15 protein-coding genes are annotated in these 13871 nt (G+C 45.8%); 5 read left to right on the forward strand and 10 right to left on the reverse strand.

The window, feature by feature from the left end; all coding sequences use genetic code 11:
• The first annotated feature begins 64 nt into the window (after positions 1–64).
• On the forward strand, positions 65–2410 hold the full coding sequence (locus tag AELLOGFF_RS15640; RefSeq protein WP_159269862.1) for a 1-acyl-sn-glycerol-3-phosphate acyltransferase: 2346 nt from the start codon (positions 65–67) through the stop codon (positions 2408–2410).
• A gap of 619 nt (positions 2411–3029) precedes the next feature.
• Here AELLOGFF_RS15640 and AELLOGFF_RS15645 read toward each other — a convergent pair.
• From AELLOGFF_RS15645 to AELLOGFF_RS15690, 10 genes are all read right to left on the reverse strand, one after another.
• The gene (locus tag AELLOGFF_RS15645) at positions 3030–3317 is read right to left on the reverse strand and encodes a HigA family addiction module antitoxin (protein ID WP_159269863.1); all 288 of its coding nucleotides are present in this window, start codon (positions 3315–3317) and stop codon (positions 3030–3032) included.
• A gap of 10 nt (positions 3318–3327) precedes the next feature.
• Positions 3328–3606 carry a type II toxin-antitoxin system RelE/ParE family toxin gene (locus AELLOGFF_RS15650; RefSeq protein ID WP_159269864.1) on the reverse strand — a complete coding sequence of 93 codons (279 nt, stop codon included), beginning with the start codon at positions 3604–3606 and terminating at the stop codon, positions 3328–3330.
• 297 nt (positions 3607–3903) lie between these two features.
• On the reverse strand, positions 3904–4170 hold the full coding sequence (locus tag AELLOGFF_RS15655) for a Txe/YoeB family addiction module toxin (protein ID WP_159269865.1): 267 nt from the start codon (positions 4168–4170) through the stop codon (positions 3904–3906).
• Entirely contained in the window at positions 4163–4417 is a 255-nt protein-coding gene (locus AELLOGFF_RS15660; protein ID WP_159269866.1) for a type II toxin-antitoxin system Phd/YefM family antitoxin, read from the reverse strand. Before AELLOGFF_RS15660 ends, AELLOGFF_RS15655 begins: the two co-directional genes overlap by 8 nt.
• 173 nt (positions 4418–4590) lie before the next feature.
• A complete protein-coding gene (locus tag AELLOGFF_RS15665; RefSeq protein ID WP_159269867.1) occupies positions 4591–5472 on the reverse strand; it encodes a CBS domain-containing protein in 882 nt (293 codons plus the stop codon).
• A gap of 541 nt (positions 5473–6013) precedes the next feature.
• Positions 6014–7561 carry a purple acid phosphatase family protein gene (locus tag AELLOGFF_RS15670; RefSeq protein ID WP_159269868.1) on the reverse strand — a complete coding sequence of 516 codons (1548 nt, stop codon included), beginning with the start codon at positions 7559–7561 and terminating at the stop codon, positions 6014–6016.
• A gap of 197 nt (positions 7562–7758) precedes the next feature.
• The gene (locus tag AELLOGFF_RS15675) at positions 7759–8514 is read right to left on the reverse strand and encodes an SDR family NAD(P)-dependent oxidoreductase (RefSeq protein WP_200842757.1); all 756 of its coding nucleotides are present in this window, start codon (positions 8512–8514) and stop codon (positions 7759–7761) included.
• Between the two features lie 29 nt (positions 8515–8543).
• Positions 8544–9482, reverse strand: a complete 939-nt coding sequence (locus AELLOGFF_RS15680; protein ID WP_159269869.1) for an alpha/beta fold hydrolase — start codon at positions 9480–9482, stop codon at positions 8544–8546.
• Between the two features lie 43 nt (positions 9483–9525).
• Entirely contained in the window at positions 9526–10341 is an 816-nt protein-coding gene (locus AELLOGFF_RS15685) for an SDR family NAD(P)-dependent oxidoreductase (RefSeq protein WP_159269870.1), read from the reverse strand.
• A gap of 9 nt (positions 10342–10350) precedes the next feature.
• The gene (locus tag AELLOGFF_RS15690) at positions 10351–11817 is read right to left on the reverse strand and encodes a flavin-containing monooxygenase (RefSeq protein WP_159269871.1); all 1467 of its coding nucleotides are present in this window, start codon (positions 11815–11817) and stop codon (positions 10351–10353) included.
• 115 nt (positions 11818–11932) lie between these two features.
• Between AELLOGFF_RS15690 and AELLOGFF_RS15695 the strand changes: the two genes are divergently transcribed.
• The 4 genes from AELLOGFF_RS15695 (at position 11933) to AELLOGFF_RS15710 (ending at position 13844) form a co-directional block, all read left to right on the forward strand.
• Positions 11933–12565 carry a TetR/AcrR family transcriptional regulator gene (locus tag AELLOGFF_RS15695; protein ID WP_235035750.1) on the forward strand — a complete coding sequence of 211 codons (633 nt, stop codon included), beginning with the start codon at positions 11933–11935 and terminating at the stop codon, positions 12563–12565.
• A gap of 25 nt (positions 12566–12590) precedes the next feature.
• Positions 12591–12815: a nitrate/nitrite transporter NrtS gene (gene nrtS, locus AELLOGFF_RS15700; RefSeq protein ID WP_200842758.1), complete on the forward strand. Its 225-nt coding sequence runs from the start codon at positions 12591–12593 to the stop codon at positions 12813–12815.
• Positions 12805–13290, forward strand: coding sequence for a GFA family protein (locus AELLOGFF_RS15705; protein WP_159269873.1), 486 nt, complete (start codon positions 12805–12807; stop codon positions 13288–13290). Before nrtS ends, AELLOGFF_RS15705 begins: the two co-directional genes overlap by 11 nt.
• A gap of 149 nt (positions 13291–13439) precedes the next feature.
• Positions 13440–13844, forward strand: a complete 405-nt coding sequence (locus AELLOGFF_RS15710; RefSeq protein ID WP_159269874.1) for a hypothetical protein — start codon at positions 13440–13442, stop codon at positions 13842–13844.
• The last annotated feature ends 27 nt before the right edge of the window (positions 13845–13871 follow it).

Genomic DNA, 13871 nt, shown 5'->3' on the forward strand with positions numbered 1-13871 from the left:
AAGGACCGAACACAAATAAGCGCCAATAAAATCAAAAGTGGCTCAGCACTCAAGGAATAGCACCATGCAGGAAACCAGCAATAATCCGTGGCCCAGCGACATAGATGGACCCATTGTTTTTATCGTTGACAGTATTAGCCGAACAGAAAAATACCTTTTAGAAAAAGCGATACGCGATAATCAGCCCAAGGGAGCAAGCTTTCATATTGCCCAACGCCAATTGCGACAAACGTCCAATCGTAAACGGCGTGCAAGTTCACTCTTGCTTGAACTAACCAAGTCCAATGACAATCCCTACTTTGTGCCATTACGCATTTGCTGGCAAACCAGAACCCAGGAAGGTAATCACGGCGTCTCTCTGCGAGATTTAATAACCGGCAATAGAGAATACCCCAGCCCTTTCCAGCAAAAAATCCGTCTGCGCAAAGACCGCAACAGTTACAGCATCAGCATTGGCCTTGGTGCCACACTAAGCCAATTGAAAGAAGCTTGCGCCCAACACGCCCATAAACACGGCAGCAATCAAGACCTTGTCAAATTTATTGATCGCTCTGCATTTTTGGCCCTTGAAAAAACGGAACGCCTTACCAAAGGCGCGCGCTATAAAATTCCACAACTGCTCAGCGACGAGGTCATTCGCAAACCCGCAGTGATCGAAGCCCTGTCCAAAATAAGCGAGTCTAGCGGCCGCTCAATGGACAGCTTAATCAAAGAAGCAAAACTCTGCCTCAATGAAATGTCGGCAAAACCTAATATGCTCGGCACCGATATGGCAGCCGCATTAGGCCGCTTTATGTACACCCGAGGATTCGATAAAAACATCGATTTTGCAGAAGGTGATATTGACCGCATCCGCAAACTTCTTAAGGAAAAGCCGGTCGCCTTCCTATTTACCCACAAGTCACACATGGATGGTTTTTTGTTAATGACCATCTTTCACGACCAAAACTTAACCCCGCTGCACCTTTTTGGTGGCATCAATATGAATATGCCGGGTATTGGGCCAATACTTCGGCGCGCCGGTGGTATTTTTATTCGCCGCAGCTTTCAAAATGATCCGGTTTACAAGGTGATTTTCAAAAACTATATCGACTACCTTGGCGAAAAACGCTTCCCCCTAATGTGGGCACTGGAAGGGACTCGTTCACGCACAGGGAAATTAATGCCGCCTCGCTACGGCTTAATCAACTACGTCGTTAGCGCTCATATGCGCGACGATGCACCCGACTTAATCCTCATGCCGGTTTCCATCACTTATGATCAAGTACCTGAGGTTGCCGACTACGATGCATTACAAGCGGGCGGTAAAAAACGCCCCGAGTCTACCTCATGGTTTATGGAATACATCAGCGGCCTGAAAAACCCCCATGGCAAAATCCATGTGCGCTTTGGTGAAGGCGTCCCCATTAGCGAATATATCGATCACAACAACCGAACCCCGCAAACGCGAAATATTCAAAAAATTGCCTTTGAACTTGCCGTGGATGCCAACAACGCCACCCCGATCACCGTAAACTCACTCATCTGCTACGTCGTGCTTGAACATGGCCACAAGGCCATCACTTTCAGTGAATTAAACACCGACATAAACGAATTACTAAGCCTGATTAAACTACTAAATTTTTCCGCTACCGAAGACGTTCGCAACCTAGACGAAGCCGGTATTAGAAAATGCCTAGAAGAACTCGGAACCACCGGTGTCATAGACATATTCAATGACGGTATTGAATCGGTATACATGCTACCTAGCGGTGGTGGCCGCACCGCCGCTTATTATCGCAACGGCCTAATCCACTTTTTCATCACCAGCGCCATCGCCGATATGGCACTATTGGCCGTGAGTGAAACCGGCGATGAAGCTATCGCTCAGTTTCATAACGAAGCATTAAAGCTGCGGGACATGTTTAAATACGAGTTTTTCTTTGAAGGCTCTAGCGCCTTTATTGTTCTGCTAGAAAAAGAGCTGGAATTACGCGCTCCCAATTGGCGCGACAGCGTGAGACAGGGCAGCAAACCAACTCGGAAGTTGTTAGCCGGCATCACCCCCATTCTTGGTCACGGTACACTTCGGCCCTTCTTAGAAGCCTATCTGGTACTCGCCCGCGCACTGAGAATGCAGGCTGTTGGTGAAGTAAGCGATCCAAAAGCACTCATCAATCATGCCCTAACACTTGGCAAACAGCGGGTATTACAAAAACGTATCCATTGTGAAGAGTCAGTATCTGGCAGCTACTTTGAAAATGCGATAAAGATTGCAGAAAGCTTAGACTTACTCAAAGCCGGCGATGATGCCGTAGCAGGTCGCCAACGCTGGCTTGAAGACCTCAGAGAAACGTCTGCAAACGTGCGGTTTTTAGCCTCAATGGCTGACGCCAAACGTTTGCAGGTCCGCACTCAACTTGAGAAATAAACCTAGCCAGCCCACGCCAATCTCTTGATTCACCCACTAGATGTCCGCTTTGGCCATCTAGTGGTAAAAATGGCCCGTGGCCAACTTATAGTAAAGTGCTTTATCGTGCGCCATAAACGACGGCATGGGTAAATTAGCGGACAGTCGCCAAAGTGAATTGAAGGTCAAAGATGTAATGCACGGCCCTGCAGTGCTTTCAAGAGGGCAAGTTGTGCAGCTGAAGACAGGAAAACCGGTACGATTTGAAATAGCAAAGCAAACGCGAGAAACGCTGGTCATATTTCGACACGGCAATACTCCCATATAGTGCACCACTGGGCAGAAATGATTGGGCTTAACAGTCCCGGCTTATGGTACTCATTCACTGAAACGGACAAAGGCTACGCTGATTCACCGAAGAACGAAAAATATTCGAGCGGTGCAGTTACTTCTCGATCACACAAACTTAGACAGCATGGTGCGTTACCTTGGCGTTGAACTGGATCATGCTCTGGAAATAGCTGAGAAAACTGAGGTATAGCAATCCATCGAAAGTCGATACAGAGCGGAGTAACGCTCGCCATCACCGGTGGGAAGCAGAGGCTTTGGCATCCAGTGCATGGCGTGGTTATGTGCTATTTTAAGCCGCAACAAGCTTCTTCACGTTGAGTTCATTGCGATGTTGTTCGGCATGCCAGAGCTCATATTGGGACTGCTGATTCATCCAGCTTTCTGCAGAGGTATCAAAAGCAATAGAAAGCCGGATAGCCATTTCGGGGCTGATACCGGCCTTGCCGTTCAATACGGCACTCAAAGTCTTGCGGCTAACGCCCAATGCCTCTGCAGCCGCCGTAACAGTGAGGCCAAGGGGCTCAAGACAAAGCTCTCGCAATACTTCACCAGGGTGAGGAGGGTTGTGCATCAACATTTACGGTACCTCAGTGATAATCTTCATAGTTCACAATCTCGGCATCTCCATCTTCGAATCGGAAGGTCACTCGCCAGTTACCGCTAACGGTGACTGACCAGATGTCGACGCGATTGCCGGAGAGTTCATGCAGTCGAAGGCCTGGCAAGTCCATATCTTTGGCATCCAACGCTACATTTAATCTACCGAGAATAAGCCGAAGCTTTTTTGCGTGAGCGGCCTGAATCCCTGCGGTGCTACCGGACTTAAAAAATTTGGCCAAGCCCTTATGTTTGAAGCTTCGTATCATCCCTTTATCGTACCCTGTAACGTACCAGGTATCAATTCACATAACGCCCACCATCAATACTCAACTTGAGAAATAAACCTAGCCAGCCCACGCCAATCTATTGATTCACAAGATGTCCGCTTTGGCCATCTTGTGGTAAAAATGGCCCGCGGCTAACTTATAATAAAGTGCTTTTATCGTGCGCCATAAACGACGGCATGGATAAATTAGTAGACGTTGAGTAGAGTAACTCTACGACTTCAACGCCTTTGAAATTCACGCTGGACTGGTCGGCACCGATTTTCCAAATTTGTTAAATTATTTTTCATAGTGATAGCGACAAGAAATAATTGTTATTTGGTTATTATCGACAACATAAACAAGACGATTTGAATCATCGATACGGCGAGACCAAAAACCCGACAAATTTTCTTTCAGAGGCTCAGGCTTTCCGATACCTTCAAATGGTGAACGCTGGGCATCGGTTATAAGTTTGTTTATGCGTTTTAATGTTTTCTTATCTTGGCCCTGCCAATAAACATAATCTGACCAAGCTTCTTTTGTCCATGAAAGCACCTCAGTCATCAGCCAGCTCACGCTGCACAACCTGACCCTTTTGATACTGTTTAATAGACTTGGCTAAGTGAGCTGCATTTGCAGGGCTTTTTAAAAGGTGGACGGTCTCCATTAGCCCATTGAAATGATCTAGAGACATAACAACGGCGTCATCTGCATCACGACGTGAAATAATAGTGTAATCAGCGTCGTTAACCACCTGATCTAGAACGCTTTTTAGCTTATTCCGAGCCTCAGAAAAGTTGATAACTCTCATGATTATGCCCTCACTTGTACAAGAATTTGTACAAAGTATAACCTGTACTATATATTGTGCAAGCACTGGGTTGCTTAAGATTTAACGCCGCATTAAGCGGGCTAAAATAGTGGGTTATACTGTGGAGCGAAGCGGAACGTAACCCACTATTATAGTTCCGTTTAAATGTCTTGTTATGCTGTTGTAAGGTATTCAACAAAATCATGAGCGCCATTTTTTGCTGCATCTTCAATTCTTTGGTCGGATTCTGAAAGAAATTTATCAACACGGTTCAACACCTCGACAAAATTATTCCAAGGCATACATGCAATAATTGAATCTTGGCTGTGTGCTATTTCATTACGAATTTTCTCAGCACTTTTAATAAATCGTTCTAAGTCTTGTTTAGAGAATTTAAAGCGTTCTTTAAATTCTTGAGACTTTGCTAACAAATCACGTTTATCAGCTAATTGTAAGCAATCTAACAGTGTCAAATCCTGATTACTTAGTGTTCTATGACCATAGATTTCTTGAGCTTTTACTAACCGCTGTTCTGAAATTTTATCATGCCAACAATTGTCAGGATAATCATGACGAATCCATGAATTTAGGTGCATTTCAAAAAGCGATAGCATTCCAAACACATATACACGGACAGGAGGCTTATTTAGATCTGCTTTTGTAATTATGCCTACGATCTTAGCTCCATGATTAACAAAAAGCAGTTCACTCTCTTTAAGAACATTTAAAAGACTAGCCAATGGAGTTGAGTCAGATATTACCTGCTCAATTTTTATTTCACGATAATATTGTTCTACAATACCGCCTTTTAGTTCAGCGGTGTTTATATAACCGATAACTTTTTTTCCTAAATCGATAACGCCCGCCGTATCAAATTGTCGATGTAGTAAAGTATCTTTCACGTGAAGAGAGGGGTCGTTAATACGACAACACAGTAAAGGTTCATAAATGTCTCGAACAGTAACATTATCAATGAAAATTTTCTTCAGAGCGCTAAATCGTGTTCCATTTCTCCTGTAGCCTGAGATTGGTGACATCCATAACTGATAACCCATTTAATAATATCCTATAAACTCCAAAAAACAGCATAACAGTTTTTCTTATCAATACTGGGGCCATATATCACTTTGGCTCCCTATCTCTGGGGCTGGATTCTGAATGGCGTCAAAAACCCTTGCCATATCATGCACTTGATTGTATTTGGTGGAATAGGTTATCGATGTTAGCAAGACTCGCTCCCTCTATTTTTTCTTAAATCCCTTCTCCTGATCATAAACCCATATCTTAGGAAATCAACAACTTAGACTACGATCTACGGAATTAGTGAGCCAGCGTCCACTGAACAAGCTCGTCGCTGGCGTGAACGGCTTGTCCTGCCGGAGAACTTGGCTTTTTGGCTGCCGGATAATTGTGACGGGATTAGAGCCGCTGACGAATATGTTCGCTTTGTGACTTTGCTGGCCACAATATGGCTTAGCTCGCGGCCAAGTTATGAGTAAACGGGCGCGGCATATTTGGCTTTCCATCTCCCAAGAGCCTCTATTCGGCCATTTTATGATTCAAAGTTAAGTCAACTTATGGGTGAATCAACAATTCTTAACCGCAATGCTTTAAGGCGTGGCGATTTCGATGACGGGTGTGGGCAGCAATAGCTTCAAAATTTTGCATCAGTGTTTCAGGACCACGCGCAGGCATTGCGCACTGCGAACAGGCAAGCAGAGACTTAGCATTTATTTCAACGCTGTCTTGGACCTCAAAAATCCCCTCGCTATACTGTCGCCCCAAATCAGACATATCCATTGGCGGTGCGGCAATATATTCAATTTTAATTTTGCCTTTACTCACCACATAGCGAGCAAAACCAATCCCAACAAACGTGCTCTCAGACCAAATTTGCGGACCATTATCGTCGAATAGACGAATAGAGGCGCCCCCCGTACCCACCAACATTTGCACATAGCCCAAGGGGTTGGGTAAACCTAGCGCCATTGCTGTTGAGCGCTGATAAACATGGTCATGGCCAACAATGACAATATCCACGCCATAGCGAATGAAAATATTTTCTTCTAATGCCACCAAGGTGAAATTGGCCGGGCTGCGATCTAGCTGGTCCGTCCAAATAGTGAAATGCTGCATGACAATGATAAAATCTATTTCGCCACGCAGACGGCGTAACGCGGCATTAGCGAGGTCGGCTTCAATATTGATAAGCTCTTCAGGTAGGGTGCCATCTTCGATCAACGCTCCTGCTGTGGTCACTAAAAAATGTACGCGATTAAAATCAAAAGAATAAAACGCACTCCCCAAATCACCCGAGCCAAAAGGCGATGACAGGGGTTTATCTGGATGGGTAAAGCGATTTTTAAAGGCATCACCGCCAAAATCTTTTTGTTCATGGTTACCCGGTGCCGCCATCGTAATACGTCGCGCTAGAAGGGGTTCCATTTGCTCAAACCATAAATCCCAAATTGGCTGATCACCATTGGCATAAGACAAGTCACCGGCCAACATCAGTAAGTCGGCTGGCGTCCTCATAATTTCTGCGGTCACCAATTGAGGCAACTCACCAACGCCGTGATCACCAAAATGAATAAAACTCCACTCGTCTCTTGGGCTAGGCATGATGACATAGACCGGTGACCAGCCACCCTCATCGGAGCCAACCCGATAACGTAAAGGGCGATCAGGGTCGATACCTTCGGCATTGGCGCGGTGAGTAAAACTTTCAATACCCGTGGTTTCCATCGTGCTAGCCTCAACACTAAATTCAAAACCATCGTCCTGTATAGAAAACTCATCCAAGCCTATATCGAAAGAAGAGTATTCGAGCCATGACACCGGCGCGTCTTCTCCATCGGTAAACCAGGTGACGGCTCTAGACGTGTGGCTATCGCCAACCAAGCTTGCATGCAAGCCTCTAGGCATCATAGGGCCAGGCACTTCGGTATCTGGAATTGGCTCCGGCTCTGGCATTGGATCCGGTGTTAGATCTGGGTCATCAATGCTGCCATCTGCATTGCGATTACTGCTCCCACTATTACAGGCTGTAAGCGCCAAGCCTGCCAGTCCACCCATAACAAATCGGCGACGAGTTAAAGGACGCAGTGGCAATGAACGAGATTTAGGATCACGAGGGTATGACATGAGAGACTCCACATTTAGGCTAGGTGGAGTCTAAGAGGTCGCCATGAAGATTTGATGACAAATAACACTTAATACTATATCAATAGCGTATTGACGCGATTATTCAGCGGTTATAGGCAAGCTAGTCATTCACTAACGCACGGACATTCCTCGAATTTTCATCATTAATCGCACGACGTGAATATAAGCATTTGGCATTAAACGCGCCAATATATCTTGCACCCGCCCATCGCTAATAAAAATACGCCCCTTATGTTTTTTTGCACGCCATGTAAAATAATATTCGCGGCCTCTGTCGGCGTAGTCCCTTTTTGCAGCTCTTCATGAAAATGCCCTGTGCCACTATTATGATAATCGGCATTAAGCGTGATATTGGTGGCCACAGCACCGGGGTGCACCGTATGAAGGGTAAGATTTCGGATCCCACGAATACGATGTTCAGCGCGTAAACTGTCAGTAAAACCACGCACCGCAAATTTAGTAGTGCAATATGGCACCAAGTAGGGAAGCGCTAAAATCCCCTGAGAACTAGATAAATTAACAATCGCTGCCTCCGGTCGCGAAAGCAAATATTGATAACAGCGTTGCGTGGTATGGATTACACCCCAATAATTTATATTGGTAATTTTTTCAAAATCAGCTTCGCTGGCCTCACCAAAAGTAAGATCCCCAAGGGCGATACCGGCATTATTTATGAGAAGATCAATATGCTTATAACGCTTGAGCACATTATCAATGAAGACATTAATGGCGTCCTTGTCCCCCATATTGACGTGCTCACTATAGAAATCCACACCGAGTTGTTCTAACTTTTCCTCTGTTATTTCACGCTTAGAAATATCGCAAAACGCCACTGTTGCACCACGTTGTGCAAGCGCCATAACCAAGTGGTGACCTATACCATTGCCACCACCGCCAGTCACAATCGCAATCTTATCTTTAAATGTTTTCATAACTATAAGCCACTTGCTAAGTCTGTTTATTATTGTTGCTTATCGAAAAATTTAAGCACATCTCGGGCACTTCGCTCTGGAGCCTCTAGCATTGGCATATGCCCAAGCTCGGGATAACTAACCAGCTCAGCGCCTTCAATCCCGCTACGCCAAACTTCAGCTGAACTAAAGTGTAAAAGTCGGTCGCGCTCGCCCCACATAATCAAGACCGGCACCCGCACTTTACCCAAGGATGAATCCAGCATATCCACACTGTGAAAATCCTCAAAAATGCGTACCAATGACTCACGGCGCAAGATGTAATCGTCGGCCATATAATCCAAAACCATTCGTGGCAACCAAGGCGGCTGCGCCATGGTCATGGCGTAAAATTCATCAAACTCTTCTCGTGATGCTATTTCAAAGGGGTTGCGTCCCTCTGCTAACATTTTTTCCATGTCGCTAGCTTGTGGCGCAACCACACCCGCTGGGTCAATTAATGTCGCGGTAAGCACACGCTTAGCGTGATGAAGCGCAAGCTGAGCCGCAATAAAGCCTCCCATTGAATTACCTATTATATGGGCGCGTGAAACACCTAATGCATCCATTACCTCTATCACTCGCTGCCCCTGACTGCGGGTGTCGTACTTAAGCTCAGGATCAAAGGCGGTTTCACCATGGCCCGGCAAATCCAAAATCACCACCCGATAGTCATCTAAAAAATAACGAGCAAATCGCATCCACACGGTCTTGTCAGCGCTATAACCATGAAGCATGATCACCGCCTCAGCCTCACTCGGTCCGCCCTGCCAACTCATTAGTTTGCTATCACTGATATCAATCTCAGCGCGCTGCAATCCATAAACAGCGGTTTCCAATCTGCTGGCCACATTCAAAACCTCTCCCCCCACACGGGGGTAAGTCACCAGCGACCAAGCTGTAACAATAGCGACTAGTGCGATGACCATCACGGTCATGGATTTCTTCATGCTGCATTCCTTATTACAAAAAACTAAAATTAGCGGCTAACAACTATTTCTGTGGATAATCACTACGGTCTATCACCTTGCGCATATCCCACCAAATTATCTTATTTAGCAGCGCTAACGGTAAGAAGGTGGCGCCTAACCACGTTCTAAAGGCATCACGACCATAGATAATTCGCGGTTGACCGCGACGAATGCCGCGAATCACATAACGAACAATATCTTCTGGTGGCGTTGACAAATATTTATCGGAAAAGGCTTTGTGCTGAGGATCACTGGCGATATTTGTGGCAATACCACCAGGGTGAACTAGGTGTACGCTGATGGGACTATCATGCAGCTCTACCATCAGCGCCTGCGTAAACCCACGCACTGCAAATTTGGCTGCGCTATAGTCGCAATTATTAGGCGGGCCAATTAAACCAAAAATGCTCGACACATTGACCACTGCCCCTTCACCATTTTCACGCAGCTGCGGCAAAAACGCTTGGGTACCGTGTACTACGCCGTAAAAGTTAATGCCCATTACACGCTCAATAGCTTCTAGTGGCGTCGCCCAGACAGGTTTACCTTCACCGGATACCCCCGCATTATTGATAATTACATGGGCATTACCGAGTTCGGCTCGGACGTCATCAGCAAAACCCGTCATTGCGGTTTTATCTGAGACATCAAAAGTCGCGCTATAAACACCCGTAACGCCTTTTGCTTTCAAAAGCGCAACCGTTTCGGCAAGACCGACATTGTCGTAGTCGTTTAACGCCAGTTTCGCTCCCAACTTCGCAAACTCAAGGGCGTAAGCTCGCCCCATACCCGATCCTGCACCGGTAATAACCACCACTTTATTATTAAAATTTTTCATAAGGCTCTCTTAACTTAATTGATGATGTTTAGGCTTAAAGCGACTAGCAAGGCGACGGTAGGTAAAGCTAAATCCTGGAAACATCGCAATAACGTGGCCGCTCTTACTTTGATACCAACTTGTACACCCACCTGACTTCCACACCGTTTTTTCCATCTCAGAATGCACCATGTCGGTGTACTCCGCTTCGGCTTGCTCACTCACTTCAATGGCTTGTTTAGCCGTTTTATCAAGATGGGCAATACTGTCTGTAATGTATTTCATTTGCGACTCAATAATAAATATAGCCGAGGTATGCCCTATACCCGTGTTTGGGCCAGTCACTACAAATAAATTAGGAAAATCAGGAATGGCAGTACCAAGGTAAGCGCGGGGGAACTCACGCCAAACATCAGATAACAATTTGTCATTCTTACCCCGTACTGGGTAAGAAATCACGCCATCCGTCGCGTCGTAACCCGTTGACCAAATAATCAGATCAACATCTAATTGCTGGCCCTGCGCGGTTAATATTCCACGCTCGTTAATTTCGGCAATGCCATCGTTCTTATCATGCACCGATACGTTTTCTTGGCATAAGGCCGGGTACAAGGTACTAGATAAAATGATTCGCTTGCAGCCGATAGTAAAATCAGGGGTAAGTTGTTTGCGAAGCTGCGGATCTGGCACCTGTTTCTTTAAATGCTTTAACGCAGGGCGTTTGGCAAGAATGTTTAATAATAATTTGGAGTATTTGAAGCCGATGACTCGCGTTTCTAAACTCCAATAAATGAACCACCGCAACGCCTTATAAAGCGGGCGAATAGTCAGCAGCTTTCGCTGCAAATTTGTGAACTTACGGTCTTTACGTGGCAGCACCCAATGTGGGCTTCGCTGAAACACATGCAATTGTTTCACTTTACCGGCGATAGCTGGAATCACCTGTGCCGCACTTGCACCACTACCAACAATGGCTACCCGCTTAGCGCTGTAATCATAGGAATGATCCCAGCCATTAGTATGAAAGCTCACCCCTTTAAACGTATCACGACCCGGAAAAGCGGGGATTACTGGCGTGCTCAGTGGCCCGGAGGCATTAATAAGTATCTGCGCTTCAAAAGTACCCGCAGCATCGGTGTCTACAAGCCAGCGCTTGCGTGAATCATCCCACTCGACTTGTTTTACATTTGCATTGAGCGTGGTTTTCTCTCGCAGACCATGCTTATCAATCACGCTGTTTGTGTATTGCTGCAACTCATCCCGTTCCGCAAACATTTGCGACCATGCATAGGGCTCTGAGGCAATGGAATATAGTGGCGACTGAACATCGACAGCGGCTCCAGGGTAACTGTTCTGGCACCACGTACCCCCCATAAAGTCTCGGCGCTCAAGGATTCGAATATCAGTAATACCCTGCTCTTGTAAGCGCATTGCGGCGCATTGTCCGCCAAAACCACTACCGATAATAACAACCCGATAACATTGTTTTGCTTGCATTGATTGAGACCCTCAGGAGCGATAATGAATTACTATGTGATGACAGCGTGCATCACTTTACTTCTGATGGCGCTTGTCGTCAAATACAACAATGAGACATGACAAGCAAAACAACATGACGACTGGACGCACCTATGCAGGAGAAAGCGCAACGGAGCGCTTATCCCGACAGCGACAGCAATTTATGGATGCTGGCCTAGAACTTTTTGGGACAATCGGCTATCGCGGTACAACAGTGCGTAGCCTCTGCAAACAAGCCGCCCTAATAGATAGATATTTTTATAAGAATTTCAATGACATAGAAGACCTTTTAGCCGCTGTCTATACCGAGTCACTAGACAAAATCCAAACCGAGGTGGTCACCGCTATTCAGCTCTCAAGCAGCAAGCAACAAGCACCCAAACAGCAGATTCACGCTGGTCTTGAAGCCTTTTTTAGCGCATTTGAAAACGCCCAGGTTGCAAGGGTATGCTGGCTAGAAGTGCTTGGCGTCAGCCCTCGTATAGACTCTATGTACACCGACCGCATCCAAAAATTTGCCGACTTGCTCCTAGAGCTTGGCAAATCCATACTCCCGCAATGGCCCCTAGGAGATGAAGAAACACGCATCACGGGAATTTCTCTAGTTGGCGCCATTAGTCAATCAGCTATGCAATGGTTACTAGACGACTATCGGGCGCCGCGTGCCGTATTAATCCGTGCGAATAGTCGCTTAATACAAGGCCTTTTTGCTACCTTTGATGAATAATGTGGCTAAGGCAAGCGGTGGAATAATGAAGCGATTTATCCAAGTAGCACTTCGGCCGGAGGTCTATTCAACGGCAATTAAAGTCTCACTACTGGTAGGCACCATTCTGGCTTTCATAAACCACAGTACGGCAATACTTAATGGGATATTCAGCACCCAAACTATTTTACAAGTTTTGCTTACTTATTTAGTCCCTTACTGTGTTTCAAGCTACTCATCAACAAAGGCTATATTAAACAGTGAACGCTAAAACACCTGAAAAGACCGAACATCTTGCCCAGTGTTCCTGTGGCCATGTTACCTATTCTGTACAAGGCCCGCCTCTTCTACGAGGCTATTGTCACTGCACAATTTGCCAAGAATTTAACCAAGCCGAGTGTGCAGATATTAGTATTTACAGAGCGAGAGATGTCGAGCTACCCAATCCCGCATTAATTTCCTTTCAAGCCTACCGCCCCCCGCCAGCAGTACAAAGAGGTGTTTGCCTACATTGTAAAAAGCCGGCCATTGAGGTTATGGCGATATTCCCCTTACCAAAATTCATCATTATTCCAACCCTAAACCTTCCAAGTGATTGCCATATAGATCCCGCACTTCATATCTTTTACCAAAGCAGAGCTTCAGATATCAATGACACACTCCCCAAGGTAAACGGCTACTTACCAAGCCAGCTTGCCTTAGGGGGTAAATTGCTAAGCGCGCTTATTCACTCACACTTTAAGTAGTCCCGATAAGTAACTCTCCCGATTTACCATCACCGGCTCTGGCGTAAAATGTCATTATTAGCAAACACCTAGCACTGACAGCGCCGCCTTTTGACGCGCAAAAAGAAGCATCACAAGTTAGCGCGTTTAACCATTGCTTAGAGTTTTTTATGACAGAAACACGAGAAATCGACGCCTATACCAAGCATGTCATGGCCAATATTGATTCTGATATTTTCAGCACACTGAATTTGACCCAAATCAGAGCCATCGAAACGGCGATTGGTCGCAACGCCCCCTTCCGTCAACACGCCATTGATCTAAGAGGTAGTATTCGGCTGTTTTTTGCGCGCTTCTATTTTGTTATTTTATTCGGTCGAGATCATCGCCATACTGTCCAAACAACGGAGAACAATCGCCGAAAAGAGGCTAAGTCCATCAGTTTTGTCATTTTGCTCTTTGTTCTTGGCTGCCTACTAATCCCAGCCATATTGTTTTCAATTTATGTCCTAAAGTCCTTTCTTGGAATAGATCTTTTTCCTGAACAACATTTATCTGACTTTATACATTTTTGATCACTGCCATAGCTTGCCTTCAAGCTC

The organism is Zhongshania aliphaticivorans, from assembly GCF_902705875.1.
In the GTDB taxonomy this organism is placed as follows: Bacteria; Pseudomonadota; Gammaproteobacteria; order Pseudomonadales; family Spongiibacteraceae; genus Spongiibacter; species Spongiibacter aliphaticivorans_A.